Here is a 15,797-nt window from a genome sequence, read left to right as displayed (position 1 = left end):
CCCTAGTCTACGCCAGGCTTTCTTCCTGATGCACCGCCAGCGTGCCCTTGAGCAGGTCGCTGCGGCTGACCACGCCGATCACCTCGCGGCTCTGCGCGTCGCGCACCACCGGCAGGCTTTCCAGCCCCAGCGCCACCATGCGCCCGGCCACGGCGCGGCAGGTTTCCCGGGGCAGGGCGAACGCCTGGCCGGCCGCCAGCGGCACCTGCGCGTGGCTCATCACCTCGCTGACCTCGTGGCGCTCCAGCGGGTCTACCGAATACTCGCGGTAGATGTGCAGGCCGCGCCGGGCGATTTTCTCGGTCATGATCGAGCGCTTGGCAATCACGATGGTGACCGTGTACGCCACGGTCACGGTCAGCAGCAACGGCAACAGCGCATTGAGGTCGTGGCTCAGGCCCAGGGCGAACACCACCGCCGTCAGCGGTGCGCCCAGCACCCCGGCCAGGGTAGCCGCCATGCACACCAGCGGCCACAGCGCGCCGTGGTCGCCGGGCAGCACGTGGCCCAGCGCTGCGCCCAGGCCGGCGCCGAGCATCAGCAGCGGTGCCAGTACGCCGCCCGAGGTGCCGGAACCCAGGGCAATCACCCAGATCACCGCCTTCACCAGCAGCAACGCCAGGGCCGCGCCGAGCAGCAGGTGGTTGTGCAGCAGGTCGCCGATCACATCAAAACCGATGCCCAGCGCTCGTGGCTGGAAATAGCCGCCAATGCCAATGGCCAGGCCACCCAGGGCCGGCCACCACATCCAGTGCAGCGGCAGCTTGCCGAACAGGTCTTCCACCCGGTACAGCGACCACGACAGCAGCGTGCACAGCAGGCCGCTGGCGATGCCCGCCACCAGGCAGCCGAACAGTGCCTCGGGGCCCACCGGCGCGGTCTGCACGGCAAACAGCGGCTCGCTGGCGATCAGCAGCGGGCGCAGGAAGCCGGCCACCGCGCAGGCGATAGCCACCGGCACCAGGCTGCGCGGGCGCAGTTCGAACAGCAGCAGCTCCACCGCCAGCAACACCGCCGCCACCGGCGTGCCGAACACCGCGGTCATGCCCGCCGTGGCGCCGGCCACCAGCAGGGTCTTGCGCTCGGCGGCGCTGAGGTGGAAGCGCTGGGCAACCAGCGAACCCAACGAGCCGCCGGTCATGATGATCGGGCCTTCGGCGCCAAACGGGCCGCCGCTGCCGATCACGATTGCCGACGACAGCGGCTTGAGCAGCGCCACCCGCAGGGACAGGCGGCTCTGGCCGAACAGAATCGCCTCGATGGCCTCGGGAATGCCGTGGCCACGGATCTTGCTGGAGCCGTAGCGGGCCATCAGGCCGACGATCAGGCCGCCCAGCACCGGCAGGCCGATCACCCACAGGCCCAGCTGGTGCTGCGCCGGCGAACTGTTGGCGAACGAGAAGCGCTGGTAGAAAAACAGGTTGCTGCACAGGTGGATCAGCCCCAGCAGCACCGCCGCCGCGCCGACCGCCAGGGCGCCGATCACGGCGGCCAGCAGCACCTGGCGGAACAGCCGCCGGTCCACGGAAAAATCTGCTTTGTGCTGCATGGGCTTACTCCTGCTCGAACGGCACGCGCAAGCGCTTGCCGGCACTTTTCAGTTCTTCACGGTGCAGGAAGGCCAGCTTCGCCAGCACCTCGCTGCCCTTGGCGGTGAGGCTGACGCGCACCTCGCGGCGGTCCTCGTCGCTGCGCTGGCGCTGCACCAGGCCTTGCGCCTCGCAGCGCTTGACCAGCGCGACCGCGCCGTGGGGCACCATTTGCAGGCGCTCGGCCAGCTCGCCGACGGTGGCCCAGTCGCGGCCGTCGAAGCCCATGGTGTGCAGCATCAGCAGGTACTGCTGGGGCGTGACCCCGTGGGCCTGCACGGCTTCCTCGGAAAAACGCAGGAAGCGCCGCAGCTGGTAGCGGAACTCCGACAGGGCTTCGAAATCGGTCTTGGCCAGGGCATCGCTCATGGGCGTGGCTCCGAATGCAGGCGGGCGAGGGTGGCGGTGACGATGGCTTCCAGGTCGTCGGCGTCGACGTCGATGAACTCGTCGCGCTCGTCCAGCACCGCCTGCAATGCCTGGTGCAGCTGTTGGCTGGCGGGCGACACGGCACGGGCGGCGGCGGGCGCCGGCACGTGGCCGTGGGGGTAGCGGTGGCGGCTGAAGCTGTGGAACACCAGGGCCACGCCCAGCAGCACCGCCGAGTTGAGCAGCACCGGGTCGAGCACGAACTGGTAGCCGGCGGCATGAATGCCCGGCCCGCCCAGCACCGCTGTCAGCGCCACCGCGCCCGACGGCGGGTGCAGGCAGCGCAGCGCCAGCATCAAGGCGATGGCCACGCCCACCGCCACGGCGGCGGCGACGATCTCATTACCGATCCACGCCGCGCAGGTCACGCCCACCAGCGACGCCACCAGGTTGCCGCCCAGCAGCGACCAGGGCTGCGCCAGCGGGCTGGCGGGGGCGGCAAACAACAGCACCGCCGAGGCGCCCATGGGGGCGATCAGCAGCGGGATATCGGCGCTCAGGCCCAGGGCCCAGGTGCACAGGGCGGCGGTAAGGCCAATGCCCAACAGCGCGCCGAAGGCTGCACGCAACACTTCACGGGGGCTTAGGTGCAACGGCGCGGGATGCAGGCGTTGCAGGAGGGAGGGGAGCTTCACGGGGCGGGTACCTTGGCTGAAAACGCGGGCATTTATATCACGATGTGATGTATTTACCTAGCCAGACGCCGCCTTGCGGCAGCTGCTACGGATCAACCCGTAGCAGCTGCCGAAGGCTGCGTCCGAGGCCTTAGAACTCCACATATATCCATTAGGTCTTTAAAAATTTATTTAAATGGCAATAGGATATATGTCATCGGGCCACCGAATTCTACAAACACGACACAAGGATGATCGCCACCGTTCGCCATACGGATCGCTCGCCACGAGAGATTCCAGGAGCGGTACATGCAAGGATTCCAACGTCACCCGCTGGCGGCAGCGCTGCTGTCGGCCGGCCTGTTCTGCAGCGTCGAGGCCTTCGCCGACGCCACGCCCGAGGACGGCGCCAAACTGGACATGGTGATCGTCACCGGCACCCGCGCCCAGGAGCGCACCGCCAGCCAGTCGCTGTCACCCATCGATGTGATCTCTGGGGAAAGCCTGCGCAACAGCGGCTCGGACGAGCTGGGCACGGTGCTGGCGCGGCTGATTCCGTCCATCAACTTCCCGCGCCCAAGCCTGGTGGACGGTGCCGAGCTGGCGCGGCCGGCGCAGATGCGCGGGCTGTCGCCCGACCAGGTGCTGGTGCTGGTGAATGGCAAGCGTCGCCACACTGGGGCCTTCGTCAATCTGGGCGGGGCAGTGGGCCGCGGTTCGTCGCCGGCCGACCTCAACGCCATCCCGCTGTCGGCTATCGACCATATCGAGGTGCTGCGCGACGGCGCCTCCGCGCGCTATGGCTCGGACGCCATCGCCGGGGTAATCAACATCATCCTCAAGGACGCCAACCACGGCGGCTCGTTGTCGGCCAAGTACGGTGGCTACAAGAAGGGCGACGGTATTCAGCGTGAACTGGACGGCAACACCGGCTTCGCCCTGGGCGACCGGGGTTTCTTCAACGTTTCCGGCGAGGGCGCCAACAACGACTACACCGACCGCGCCGGCGACGACTACCGCACCGCCAGCATCGGCTCCACTACCTACGGCCAGCACGTGTTCCGCCAGGGCGAGCCGGCCACCAAGGATGGCAAGGTCTTCTTCAACAGCGAGTTCGACCTCAACGACAACGCCCAGCTCTACAGCTTCGGCGGCTACAGCCACCGCAGCGGTGAGACCGCGGCGTTCTACCGGGCCAGCAATGCTTCCAACAACATCCCGGCGCTGTACCCCAACGGCTACCTGCCGCTGATAGAGGGCACGCTAGAGGACCGCTCGCTGGTGGTGGGCGTGCGCGGCCAGTGGCTGGACGACTGGCATTACGACCTGTCGGCCAACTACGGGCAGAACAGCTATGAGATCAACACCCGTACCATCAACACCTCGCTGGGCCTGGCCACGCCCACGCACTTCTACAACGGCACGCTTGAGAACGACCAGAAGCAGCTGAGCCTGGACCTGTCCCGCGAGTTCCGCCTGGGCTGGCTGGCCAACCCGGTGTCGCTGTCGGTGGGCACCGAGTACCTGCGCCAGGACTACCAGATCAAGGCCGGCGACCCCGATTCCTACTTCGGCAGCGGCAGCTCGGGCCTGGGTGGTTTCCGCGCCGCTGACGCCGGCAGCTACAGCCGTCACGACGTGGCCGAGTACCTGGACCTGGAAACCGACTTCACCGACAAACTCAGTGGCTCGGCCGCAGTGCGCCGCGAGGACTACAGCGACTTTGGCGCCAACACCACCGGCTCGCTGTCGGCGCGTTATGCCTTCACCCCGCAGGTGGCGCTGCGCGGCAGCATATCCACTGGCCTGCGCGCGCCGTCCCTGGCGCAACAGAACTTCACCTACACCTCGTCGCAGTTGATCGGCAATACCGTGCAGGAGGCCGGCACCTTCCCGGCCAACAGCCAGGTGGCGCGCCTGCTCGGCGCCGAAGACCTGAAGCCGGAAAAGTCGCGCAACTACAGCCTGGGCCTGGTGCTACAACCCACCGACAACCTGACCCTGACCGCCGACGTGTACCGCATCGACATCGACGACCGCATCACCCTGTCGTCCAACCTGGTGCTCAACAACGCCGCCATCGCCTACCTGCAGGCCAACGGCGTGGGCGACATCAACTACACCAGCGCCCGCTACTTCACCAACGCCGTCGACACCAGCACCGACGGCATCGACCTGGTGGCCAACTACCGCTACCAGTTCGACAACGGCGTGCGCTGGAACAGCACCCTGGGCTACAACTACAACCACACCAGGGTCACCGACGTGAAGGCCAACCCGGCAGTGCTCGACGCCCTGGCGGTGAACCTGCAACGGGTGGACCGCCGCGAGAAGGACGGCCTGCTGGGCGACACCACGCCTGAGCACAAGCTGACCCTGGGCAACGACTTCAACTACGGCAACTGGGCGCTGCACAGCACCCTGGTGCGCTATGGCGAATACACCAGCTACCAGGCCGACGCCGTCAACGACCAACACTTCCAGGCCGCCTGGGTGCTGGACCTGGCCGTGGACTACCGCTACAAGAACTGGTTGTTCACCCTGGGCGGCGACAACGTCACCGACCAGTACCCGGCCAAGCTCAACGCCTATTCCTCCAGCGGTGGCAACCTGGCCTACAGCACCTTCTCGCCGTACGGCTACAGCGGCGCGTTCTACTACGCAAAGGTGGGCTATAGCTGGTAGCTCCCGAGGGCCCAACCCTCCGTAGCCGCTGCCGCCAGGCTGAGCTGGCCCTCGACATCACTGGAGATTTTCAGGGTTCATGAAGGCCAGCGCAGCCTGCGGCAGCGGCTACGGATTCGCATATTAGCTTATGAGTTAAATGAATTTAAGTTATTAAAAGTCTAGTGTTAAGGTTTTGAAAAATCCCTCGGCGACCGTGCGCGCGGACCCGAACATCCCCACGCTTGCCCAGGGAACCCCCCATGCCATTCAACACCTTGTCGCGCCGCCACCTGCTCGGCCTGGGCGCCGCCGCCCTGGCCAGCCCGCTGCTGCTGTCCTTGCCGCGCAGCGCCTGGGCCGAAGACCACGACCCCATGCAGATGGGCGCCGAGCCGCCCGGCACCGGCGACTTCATCAAGCTGGACGCGCCCTACAAGCTCAAACTGGCCATCAACCTCAACGCCGTGTGCCTGGCGCCGGTGGTCATCGCCCACGGCGAAGGCTTCTTCACTAAGCACAACCTGGACGTGGAGTTCGTCAACTTCGGCAACTCCACCGAAGTGCTGCTCGAAGCCATCGCCACCGGCAAGGCCGACGCCGGCATCGGCATGGCCCTGCGCTGGCTGAAAGCGCTGGAGCAGGGCTTCGACGTCAAGCTCACCGCCGGCACCCACGGCGGTTGCCTGCGCCTGCTGAGCGCCACCAATGGCCCCATCAACAGCCTCACCGACCTCAAGGGCAAGGCCATCGGCGTGACCGACATGGCCGCGCCCGACCGCAACTTCTTCTCCATCCTGCTGAAAAAGCACGGCGTCGACCCGGTGCGCGACGTGGAGTGGAAGCTGTACCCCGCCGACCTGCTCAGCACCGCCCTGGCCAAGGGCGAGGTGCAGGCCATCAGCGGTGCCGACCCGTTCATGTACCGGTTGCTCAAGGATGGCCAGGCGCGCGAACTGTCCACCAACCTGGTTGACGAATACGCCAACCTGTCGTGCTGCGTGGTGGGGGTGACCGGCAAGCTGGTGCGCGACAACAAGCGCGTGGCCGCCGCCTTGACCCAAGCCATCCTCGAAGCCCACGACTACGCCGTGCAGCACCCGGAAGCCGTGGCCAAGGGCTTCCAGAAATTTGCCGTCAACACCAGCGAAGCCGAGGTGCAGGCCATCCTCCATTCCCACACCCACGGCCACCACGCCGTGGGCGCGGCGCTGGCCACCGAGATCGTCACCTATGTCGACGACCTGAAGACTGTGGAGGTGTTCGATGCCAGCACCAACGCCGTCGACTTTGCCAAGGAGATCACGGCCAATGTCTTCAGTTGAATTGAGCCATGCCGCTACCCGCGCCAGCACCCCGCGTGCCCGGGTGGGCTGGCGCCCGGCCGTGGCGGTGGCCGCTTGGCTGCTGGCGGCGCTGTTGACGCGCTGCTACCCGGACGCCACCCGCCACTGGCCGCTGACCGAGGGCCTGGCCAACGTCGAGCTGGCCCTGGCGGTGATCGTCGGCGCGCTGGCGGTGCTGGCGCCGCGCTCGGTGCACCTGGCTCGACGCTTGCGCCACCTGGCGCCTTGGCTGATTGCGCTGGCGCTGCTGCTGAGCGTCTGGGAACTGGCGACGGCGAAACTGGCGCTGCTGCCCGTGCCGTTCTTCGCACCGCCGCAAGCCTTGCTCAACGTCTACCTCAGCGATTGGCCACGGCTGTTCGACAGCCTCTGGCATTCCGCGCTGCTGCTGGGCAGCGGCGTGGCCTTGGGCGCGGTGTTCGGCTTCATCGCCGGGGTGTCCATCGGCTGGTCCCGGGCCATCGGCTACTGGCTGCACCCGGTGCTGCGCATCCTCGGCCCGGTGCCGTCCACGGCGCTGCTGCCGCTGTGCTTCTTCCTGTTCCCCAGCAGCTGGAGCGCCAGCGTGTTCCTGATTGCCCTGGCCACCTGGTTCCCGGTCACGGTGCTGACGTGGTCGGGGGTGGCCAGTGTCGACAAGGCCTACTACGACGTGGCCCGCACCCTGGGCGCCAAGCCCGCTTTCCTGATTTTCAAGGTAGCCATTCCCGCGGCCTTGCCCCATGTATTCGTTGGCCTGTTCATGGGCCTGGGCGCGTCGTTCTCGACCCTGGTGGTGGCGGAGATGATGGGGGTCAAGTCCGGCATCGGCTGGTACCTGCAATGGGCCCAGGGTTGGGCGGCGTACGCCAATATGTACGCGGCGTTGCTGGTGATGGCGCTGGCCTGTTCCGGGCTGATCTCGGCGCTGTTCCATGTGCGAGATCACTTGTTGGCGTGGCAGAAAGGAGCGGTCAAATGGTAGCCCTGCACAAACCCCACAACGCAGGCCTGGCGTTGCACATCGAAGGCCTCAGCCACGCCTTTCACCTGGACGGCGAACCGTTGCCGGTGCTGGAAAACGTCAGCCTCGATGTAGCCCCCGGCGAATTCGTGGCCTTGCTGGGGCCTTCCGGCTGCGGCAAGTCCACCTTGCTGCGCCTGGTCGCCGGCCTTGAGCCCGCCGACCGTGGCACCCTGAACGGCGACGGCCAGCCCATCAGCGGCCCCGACCCGAGCCGCGTGGTGGTGTTCCAGGACCCCACCCTGTACCCGTGGCGGCGGGTGTGGGACAACGTCGCCGTGGGGCTGGAAGCCCAGGGCGTGCTCAAAAGCCAGCGGGGCAGGGTGGACGCCGCCCTGGCCAAGGTGCACCTGACCGAGTTCGCCCGCGCCTGGCCACGGCAACTGTCCGGCGGCATGGCGCAGCGGGTGGCGCTGGCACGGGCGCTGGTCAACGAACCGCGCCTGCTGATTCTCGACGAGCCGCTGGGCAAGCTCGATTCGCTGACGCGCATCGCCATGCAGAAGGAGCTGATCGAACTGTGGCAGCGCCAGGGCTACACCGCGCTGCTGGTGACCCATGATGTGGAAGAAGCGTTGTTGCTGGCCAACCGCATCATCGTCTTCAGCGAGCGGCCGGCGCGGGTGAAGGCCGAGATTGTCGTGGAGCGTGGCTACCCCAGGCGGCGCGATGACCCGTACCTGGTGAACCTGCGTACGCAGATTTTGCAATCACTGGGGCTGGGCGACGCGTGAGGCTACGGCTGCTACACGCGATCTCGTAGCAGCGGCCGCAGGCCGCGTCCTGGAGCAACGCAGGACCGCCGCCGGACGCAGCCTTCGGCAGCTGCTACAGGGGCGCGCCATGCAGGCGCCGGGCTACGCCGAGAAGTGTTGTGCTTCGCGGGCCAGGACATCGGTGACCCACTGGTTGATGCTTTTACGTGCAAGCTCCGCTTTCACGGCAACCGTGGCATGCAGGCTGGGCTCCAGGCGTAGGCTCAGTTTGCCGGAGTAGGCTTTTTGCGGTTCGCGCCCAAGGGTTCGGCAGGTGTCGAGGTAGTCGATGACGGCTTCCTGAAAAGCCTCGCGCAACTCGGAAACCGACTCCCCATGGAAACCGACGATGTCTTTGATCCCGGCGAGATGGCCCACCAGCAGGCCGTCCTCGTCGCTGTATTCGATGCGGGCGGTATAGCCCTGATAGTGCATCACATTCATGGTGTGACTCCTGCTTGTTCCAGAAAACGCCGCGCACCCTTGACCTGATAGGCCTTGGCTTCCTTGGCCGGGTGAGGGCGGTGGAAGGTGGCGACGATTCCATTGAGTTCGAAACGAACGCGCGACCCATGGCCTTCCACCACCATTGCCCCAGCGGCGATAAACAGGCTTTCGATGCGCGACCATTCCAGCGTAACGGGCACAGGGGTGGCAAAGACAGCCACCAGTGTGCTGAGTTGTCGATTATTCATGGTATCAGATTGTGATACCGTAAGCGGGTTGAAGATGTCAGTCACGTGCAGCGCAATCCGTAGGAAACATCAGCTGTTGCCCCAGCAACACCCCTTGTTCACTTTGCCCCATTCGCGACTTCCCATCCCACGCAAACCCCTGTAAACCGGGCCTCCCGCACCCGGCACGGGTTGTGCAATCACTCCCTCAGGATCATTCGCCGAGGGACGTCCGTGCATTCAACCTTCAAGACTTTCACCCTGGCCACGCTCTGCGTGGCGCTGGCTGCCTGCGACCGCAGCGGCCAGGTGGCGCAGCGCAGTAGCACGCCGGTCAGTGGCGGCACGCTGGTGTACGCCACCGACCGCGAGCCCACCTGCCTGGACCCCCACGTGGCGGGCGACATGCCGCAGGTGTTTATCGGCCAGCAGTACCTGGATTCGCTGGTGTCCATGGACGAGAACGGCAAGATCGGCCCCTGGCTGGCGGAAAGCTGGGAGGTGTCGGCCGACGGCACCACCTACACCTTCCACCTGCGCAAGGACGTGCACTTCACCGATGGCACGCCGTTCACGGCCGCGGCGGTGAAGGCCAACCTCGACCACATGGCCAACCCCAAGACCCAGTCCAGCACCGCCGGTGGCTATATTCGCCAGTACCGCAGCACCGACGTGGTCGACCCGTACACGGCAGTGGTGCACCTGGCCACGCCGTATGCGGCGTTCCTGGAGGTGTTGGCGCAAGGCTTCCTGGGCATCGAGTCGCCCACCGCGCTGCTGCGCTCGCGTGACGAGAACTGCGAGTCGCCGGTAGGCTCGGGGCCGTTCAAGGTGGTGCGCTGGGACCGCCAAAGCCAGGTAGAGCTGGTGCGCAACCCCGACTACCACTGGGCGCCGCCCACCGCCAAGCACAACGGCCCGGCGTACCTGGACCGTATTGTGTGGAAATTCATTCAGGAGCCGTCGGTGCGCTTCGCCTCGCTGCAGGCCGGCGAGGTGGACGTCATCGAGGCGCTGCCGCCCGAGTCCCACGAGGCGGCGCGGCACAACCCTGACCTCAGCATCCTGATTGCCCAGCGCCCCGGCAACCCCACCAACGGCACCCTGAACATCACCCGCGCGCCGTTCAACGACGTGCGCGTGCGTGAAGCCTTCGTGCGCAGTGCTGACATTGATGGCGCGCTGAAAAGCGTGTACTTCGGCGAGTTCCCCCGCGCCGGCGGGCCGCTGAGCGTGGCCACGCGTTTCTACAGCCCCGACTTCGAACACGCCCAGGACTACGACCCGGCCCGCGCCGCCCAGCTGCTGGACGCCGCCGGCTACACCCAGCGCGACGCCGAGGGCTACCGCACCAGGGACGGCAAGCGCCTGCAGGTGCACGTGGTGATGGGCAACCGCACGGCGCCGTCCGAGCAGACCCTGTGGGAGCAGGTGCAGGCCACCACGCGCGCCGCCGGTTTCGAGCTGATCATTGACCAGATGAGCGACACCCAGGCCACCGACCGCCAGTCCAAGTGGGACTACGACGTGCGCCTGGGCTACTGGAACACCAACACCGCCGACGTGCTGCGCATCATCTTCAGCTCGCAGTTCCTGGCGGCGGCCGGGGTAGGCGGGTACCACCAGAACACCGCCGGCTACAACGACGCGCATTTCGACCAACTGGTCGAAAGTGCCCTGGCCACCCAGGACCCGGCCCAGCGCCAAACCCTGTACTACCAAGCCCAGGCCCAGGCCAGCAAGGCCTACCTGGAACTGACCACCTACCCGCAAAGCACGCGCCTGGGCATCTACAAGACCACCCAAGGAGTGCGCATCGAGCCGTCCCTGGCGGTGACCTACCTGTATGACGCCTGGGTGGACAAAGGGCAGAACAAAGGAGTGAAGCCATGAATGCCATCGTGACGCTCGACAACCCCCGGCGCCAGCGCCTGGTTCACCTGGGCCAGCGCGCCGCCTGGCGCATGGGCGGCGCCGTGCTGGTGCTGTGGGCCGTGGCCACCCTGACGTTCTTCGCCCTGCGGCTGATGCCCGGCGACCCGGTGCTGGCCATTCTCGGCGGGCCCAGTGGCAACCCCACGGCGGAAACCATCGCCGAGGCCACCCGCGAGTTCGGCCTGGACAAGCCGCTGGCCGTGCAATACGGCGTGTACCTGTGGAAGCTGCTGCACGGCGATTTGGGCGTGTCCTACTCCCAGCACCAGCCGGTGACCCAGGTGCTGGCCGAGCAGAGCGGGCCAACCCTGGAATTGCTGGTGCTGGCCCTGGTGCTGGCGTGGCTGCTGGTGCTGGCCTGGACCCTGGTCACGGCCGGGCGCCGCTCGTGGCTGAGCCAGCTGGGCTCGCTGGCCGAGACCCTGGCGGCGGCCTTGCCGCAGTTCTGGCTGGGCATCGTGCTGCTGGCGGTGTTCGCCTTTGGCCTGAAGTGGTTCCCGCCGGCGGGCAGCGACGGCTTCGCCACCCTGGTGCTGCCGGCCTTCGCCCTGGCGTTTCCGCTGGCCGGGTTCATCGGCCAGGTCACCCGCGAATCGCTGGAATACACCCTGGAGCAGCCCTTCGTGCTCACCGCCCGCACCCGTGGCCTCAGTGACCTGGCGGTGCGCTTCAAGCATGCGCTGCGCCACGCCGTGTTGCCGGGGGTGTCGCTGTCGGGCTGGGCCATCGGCGCGCTGATCAGCGGCGCGGTGGTGGTGGAAGTGATCTTTTCCCGCAAGGGCCTGGGCCGCCAGCTGTACCAGGCGGTGCAGGCCCAGGACCTGCCCCTGACCATCGGCATCAGCCTGGTGGTGGCCGCCGGCTACGTGCTGGCCAACATTCTCATCGACCTGCTGTACGAATGGATCGACCCACGCCTGGCGGAGCAACGCCCATGAGCCAATTAGTCCTTGAAGCACCGGCGCTGGCCCTGTCGCGGCCACGCCTGACCGTCCGCTGGGGCACGCTGCTGGCCGGCCTGTTCATTGCCTGGCTGCTGGCCGCAGCGCTGGTGCCCGGCCTGTTCAGCCACAGCGACCCGCTGGCCATCGTGCCCCGCGACGCCTTCCACCCGCCCAGCTGGGCACACTGGTTCGGCACCGACCAGTCGGGCCGCGATATCTATGCGCGCATCGTCCACGGCGCGCGGCAGTCGCTGTTCATCGGCGTTGCGGCCACGGCGTTGGCCATGTCCATCGCCATCAGCCTGGGGCTGCTGGGCGGCCTGCTGGGCGGCTGGACCGACCGCGCCATCGGCTGGCTGTTGGAAGTGCTGTTCGCCTTCCCGTCGCTGGTGTTGGCGCTGCTGTTCGTGGCGGTGTTCGGCAGCGGCATCGGCCCGCTGATCATCGCCACCGGCATCGGCGGTGCGCCCGGCTACGCGCGCATGGTCCGTGGCCAGGTGCTCAGCGTGCGCAATGCCGGCTACATCGAGGCCGCGCGCGCCCTAGGCCACCGCCCGGCGCGCATCATCCTCCGGCAGCTGCTGCCCAACGCCCTGCGGCCGCTGGTGGTGACCATGACCATGGGCGTCGGCCAGGCCATTGTCTGGGCCTCGGCCCTGAGCTTCCTGGGCCTGGGCGCCAAGCCACCGGCACCGGAGTGGGGGACCATGCTGTCCATGGGCCGCGACTTCGTGGTCAACGCGCCGTGGCTGACCATCGTCCCGGGCCTGTTCATCGTGCTCACCACGCTGTCGACCACGGTGCTGGGCCGCTACCTGCAACAACGCCTGGAGGGCCGCCTGTCATGAGCCGCAAAACCCTGATTGTCGAAGGGCTGTCCATTCGCTTTGGCGAGCACAGCGTGGTCCGTGACCTGAGCTTCACCCTGGCGCCGGGCAAGACCCTGGCGCTGGTGGGTGAGTCCGGTTCGGGCAAGAGCGTCACCGCGCGCAGCCTGATCGGCCTGGCCGGCGCCGGCGCGCAGATCAGCGCGCGCACCCTGCGCTACGGCGACCACGACCTGCTGCAACTGTCCGAACGCCAGTGGCGCCAGCTGCGTGGCCAGGCCATCGGCTTCGTGCTGCAGGACGCGCTGGTGTCCCTGGACCCGCTGCGGCCGGTGGGCAAGGAAATTCTCGAAGTGCTGACCACCCACCAGTGGGGCACCGCCGTCAGCCGCCCGCAGCGGGTACAACAATTGCTGGACCGCGTGGGCGTGCCGGAGCCGGCGCTGCGTGCGCGCCAGCGTCCCGACCAGTTGTCCGGCGGCCTGCGCCAACGCGCGCTGATCGCCAGCGCCCTGGCCCTGGACCCGCACCTGGTGATTGCCGACGAACCGACCACGGCCCTGGACGCCACGGTGCAGGCACAGATCCTGGAAGTGCTGCAGGCGATCAAGGCGCGGGGCGATTCGCTATTGATCATCAGCCATGACCTGGCGGTGGTCGCGCAGCTGGCCGACGAGGTGCTGGTGCTGCGCCACGGCGAAGTGGTGGAGCAGGGGCCCACCGAACAGGTGCTGCGCCAGCCCAGCCACCCCTACACCCAGGCGCTGCTGGACGCGGTGCCCGGCGAGCACGGCCGCGCGGCGCGGCCAGCCACCGGCGAGGTGCTGTTGCGCGCCAGCGGCCTGGGCAAGCGCTACGTGGGCCCGGACCGCCAGGTGCGGCAGGTGGTCAACGACGTCAGCTTCGAACTGCGCGCGGGGCAGACCCTGGGCATTGTCGGCGAGTCGGGCTCGGGCAAGACCACCGCCGCGCGCATCGCCCTGGGCCTGCTGACCCCGGACGCCGGCACCGTGAGCTTCGCCGGCCAACCCTGGAACGCCGTCGGCGATACGGTCAGCGAGGCTCAGCGCCGCTTGCGCCGCCGTGACATCAGCGTGATCTACCAGGACCCGCTCAGTTCGTTTGACCCACGCTGGAGCGTCGGCCAGATCCTCGCCGACGCCCTCGACGTGGCCGGCGTGGCCAAGGCGGAGCAGGGCGCGCGCGTGGCCAAGCTGCTTGACCAGGTGCGCCTGCCCGGCGCCCTGGCCAGCCGCCGGCCGCTGCAACTGTCCGGCGGCCAGCGCCAGCGCGTGGCCATTGCCCGGGCCATCGCCAGCAACCCCAAGGTGATTGTCTGCGACGAGCCGGTGTCGGCGCTGGACGTGTCGGTGCAGGCCCAGGTCCTGGATTTGCTGGCTGACCTGCAGGCCGACCTGGGCATGGCCTACCTGTTCATCTCCCACGACCTGGGGGTGATCCGCCAGGTCAGCGACCAGGTGCTGGTGATGCGCCACGGCCAGGTAGTGGAAAGCGGCCCGGTGGCGCAGGTGTTCGGCCAACCGCGCCACGCCTACACCCGCCGCCTGCTGGCCGCCGTGCCGCGCCTGCCCGGCGCGGGCGTGGAATGGGTGGCACCGCCCCAGGAAGACGAAAACCCGCTGTGGCTCTTCGACGAGTCGCGGCTATGGAAGATTGCCATTTGAACTGCCCAGGAGTACCCATGACCGTTCAGGCCCTGAAAGACCGCATCAACGCCTTGCTGCCCGCCATCGAGGCCGGCGCCGCCGCCCGCGAGCGCGACCGCCAGTTGCCCTACGACGCCGTGCGCCAGCTGGCCGAGGCTGGCCTCTACACCTTGCGCATCCCGCAAGCCGCTGGTGGCCCCGGCGCCAGCGTGCGCGACACCATCGAAGTGCTGCTGGCGGTGGCCAGCGTCGACTCCAACACCGCCCAGGCCCTGCGCCCGGGCCTGGCGTTTGTCGAAGGCCTGCTGGCCAGCAGCGCCGAGGACGCCGACGCCGAACGCCAGCGCTGGTTCGCCCGCTACCTGGACGGCGCCGTGCTGGGCAACGCCGGCTGGGAAGTGGGCGGCGCCAACGGCGCGATCAGCGCGCGCATCGTGCGCCAGGGCGACCACTACCGGGTCAACGGCAGCAAGTACTACAGCACCGGCTCGCTGTACGCCGACTGGATCAGCGTGGTGGCGCTGGACGAGGACGACCTCCCGCGCTCCTTCGTGCTGCCCCGCGACCGCCAGGGCCTGGTGCTGCTGGACGACTTCGACGCCATGGGCCAGCGCCTCACCGCCAGCGGCACCACGCGCCTGGACGACGTGATCGTGTACCCGGACGAGCTGCGCACGCGCACGGTGGAAGAGGGCACGCGGACCATCGTCACGCCGTTCCTGCAGCTGTTCCTCGCCACCGTGCAGGCCGGCATCGCCCGCAACGCCTTTAACGACGCGGTGCGCTTTGCCCAGGACCATGCGCGGCCCATCAAGCACAGCAGCGCCAGCCGCTCGGTGGATGACCCCTATGTGGAGCTGAGCGTGGGCGAGATCGCCGCCCGCGCCTACGCCGCCGAAGCCGTGGTGCTGCGCGCCGCCGACAGCATTGACCGCGCCTGGGCCGCCGGCCAGGCGCCGGCGCTGGTGGAGCAGGCCGCGGTGGAAGTGGCCCAGGCGCAGTTCATCACCGCCGACAGCGCACTGAAGGCCGCCGAGCGCCTGTTCGACGTGGGCGGCGCCTCCACCACCAGCCGCCAGCACAACCTCGACCGGCACTGGCGCAACGCCCGCACCGTGGCCAACCACAACCCGCGCGACTGGAAGGCCGCGGCGGTGGGCGCCTGGGCGCTGAAAGGCACGCCCCCGCCGACGTCCGGGCTGTTCTAAAGGCAAACCGCGTCGCCTGTATCGCGACTAAAGTCGGCTCCTACCACGGGCAGCGTAGGAGCCGACTTTAGTCGCGATGCAGACGACGCGGTCCGCTTGGTGGACGTTTGTACCAACTCTGGCACATTTCATGATTGTCATG

Annotated in this window: 14 protein-coding genes; 9 read left to right on the top strand and 5 right to left on the bottom strand. The window is 67.8% G+C overall.

The window, feature by feature from the left end; translation table 11 throughout:
- Window positions 1–7: 7 nt before the first annotated feature.
- The 3 genes from AC0Z2B_RS17750 to AC0Z2B_RS17740 are packed head-to-tail and all read right to left on the bottom strand — an operon-like array spanning window position 8 to window position 2,653.
- The gene (locus AC0Z2B_RS17750) at window positions 8–1,549 is read right to left on the bottom strand and encodes a chloride channel protein (RefSeq protein WP_476298370.1); all 1,542 of its coding nucleotides are present in this window, start codon (window positions 1,547–1,549) and stop codon (window positions 8–10) included.
- Window positions 1,550–1,553: 4 nt separating this feature from the next.
- Entirely contained in the window at window positions 1,554–1,958 is a 405-nt protein-coding gene (locus AC0Z2B_RS17745) for a MarR family winged helix-turn-helix transcriptional regulator (RefSeq protein WP_476298368.1), read from the bottom strand.
- On the bottom strand, window positions 1,955–2,653 hold the full coding sequence (locus AC0Z2B_RS17740) for an HPP family protein (RefSeq protein ID WP_476298366.1): 699 nt from the start codon (window positions 2,651–2,653) through the stop codon (window positions 1,955–1,957). Before AC0Z2B_RS17740 ends, AC0Z2B_RS17745 begins: the two co-directional genes overlap by 4 nt.
- Window positions 2,654–2,941: 288 nt before the next feature.
- On the opposite strand from AC0Z2B_RS17740, the gene AC0Z2B_RS17735 reads away from it, so the two are divergent.
- From AC0Z2B_RS17735 to AC0Z2B_RS17720, 4 genes are all read left to right on the top strand, one after another.
- Window positions 2,942–5,317: a TonB-dependent receptor plug domain-containing protein gene (locus AC0Z2B_RS17735; protein ID WP_476298364.1), complete on the top strand. Its 2,376-nt coding sequence runs from the start codon at window positions 2,942–2,944 to the stop codon at window positions 5,315–5,317.
- 242 nt (window positions 5,318–5,559) lie between these two features.
- Entirely contained in the window at window positions 5,560–6,621 is a 1,062-nt protein-coding gene (locus AC0Z2B_RS17730; RefSeq protein WP_476298362.1) for an ABC transporter substrate-binding protein, read from the top strand.
- The gene (locus tag AC0Z2B_RS17725; RefSeq protein ID WP_476298360.1) at window positions 6,608–7,606 is read left to right on the top strand and encodes an ABC transporter permease; all 999 of its coding nucleotides are present in this window, start codon (window positions 6,608–6,610) and stop codon (window positions 7,604–7,606) included. The genes AC0Z2B_RS17730 and AC0Z2B_RS17725 overlap by 14 nt, the downstream gene beginning before the upstream one ends.
- Window positions 7,600–8,379, top strand: coding sequence for an ABC transporter ATP-binding protein (locus tag AC0Z2B_RS17720; RefSeq protein ID WP_476298358.1), 780 nt, complete (start codon window positions 7,600–7,602; stop codon window positions 8,377–8,379). The genes AC0Z2B_RS17725 and AC0Z2B_RS17720 overlap by 7 nt, the downstream gene beginning before the upstream one ends.
- A gap of 123 nt (window positions 8,380–8,502) precedes the next feature.
- Here AC0Z2B_RS17720 and AC0Z2B_RS17715 read toward each other — a convergent pair whose 3' ends face one another.
- Window positions 8,503–8,844 (bottom strand): type II toxin-antitoxin system HicB family antitoxin, encoded by a 342-nt coding sequence (locus AC0Z2B_RS17715; RefSeq protein WP_476298357.1) that lies wholly within the window; start codon window positions 8,842–8,844, stop codon window positions 8,503–8,505.
- Entirely contained in the window at window positions 8,841–9,095 is a 255-nt protein-coding gene (locus tag AC0Z2B_RS17710; protein WP_476298410.1) for a type II toxin-antitoxin system HicA family toxin, read from the bottom strand. The genes AC0Z2B_RS17715 and AC0Z2B_RS17710 overlap by 4 nt, the downstream gene beginning before the upstream one ends.
- Before the next feature lie 213 nt (window positions 9,096–9,308).
- On the opposite strand from AC0Z2B_RS17710, the gene AC0Z2B_RS17705 reads away from it, so the two are divergent.
- From AC0Z2B_RS17705 to AC0Z2B_RS17685, 5 genes are read left to right on the top strand one after another with little or no spacing between them, the layout of a single operon-like run.
- Window positions 9,309–10,967 carry an ABC transporter substrate-binding protein gene (locus AC0Z2B_RS17705; RefSeq protein WP_476298355.1) on the top strand — a complete coding sequence of 553 codons (1,659 nt, stop codon included), beginning with the start codon at window positions 9,309–9,311 and terminating at the stop codon, window positions 10,965–10,967.
- Window positions 10,964–11,947 carry an ABC transporter permease gene (locus AC0Z2B_RS17700; RefSeq protein WP_476298354.1) on the top strand — a complete coding sequence of 328 codons (984 nt, stop codon included), beginning with the start codon at window positions 10,964–10,966 and terminating at the stop codon, window positions 11,945–11,947. The genes AC0Z2B_RS17705 and AC0Z2B_RS17700 overlap by 4 nt, the downstream gene beginning before the upstream one ends.
- Window positions 11,944–12,801 (top strand): ABC transporter permease, encoded by an 858-nt coding sequence (locus tag AC0Z2B_RS17695; protein WP_476298352.1) that lies wholly within the window; start codon window positions 11,944–11,946, stop codon window positions 12,799–12,801. The genes AC0Z2B_RS17700 and AC0Z2B_RS17695 overlap by 4 nt, the downstream gene beginning before the upstream one ends.
- Entirely contained in the window at window positions 12,798–14,465 is a 1,668-nt protein-coding gene (locus AC0Z2B_RS17690) for a dipeptide ABC transporter ATP-binding protein (RefSeq protein ID WP_476298351.1), read from the top strand. Before AC0Z2B_RS17695 ends, AC0Z2B_RS17690 begins: the two co-directional genes overlap by 4 nt.
- A gap of 17 nt (window positions 14,466–14,482) precedes the next feature.
- Window positions 14,483–15,655 carry an acyl-CoA dehydrogenase family protein gene (locus AC0Z2B_RS17685; protein ID WP_476298349.1) on the top strand — a complete coding sequence of 391 codons (1,173 nt, stop codon included), beginning with the start codon at window positions 14,483–14,485 and terminating at the stop codon, window positions 15,653–15,655.
- Window positions 15,656–15,797: the final 142 nt, after the last annotated feature.

Source organism: Pseudomonas sp. GYB4201, assembly GCF_056312595.1.
This window is presented reverse-complemented; position numbering and strand designations above follow the sequence as displayed.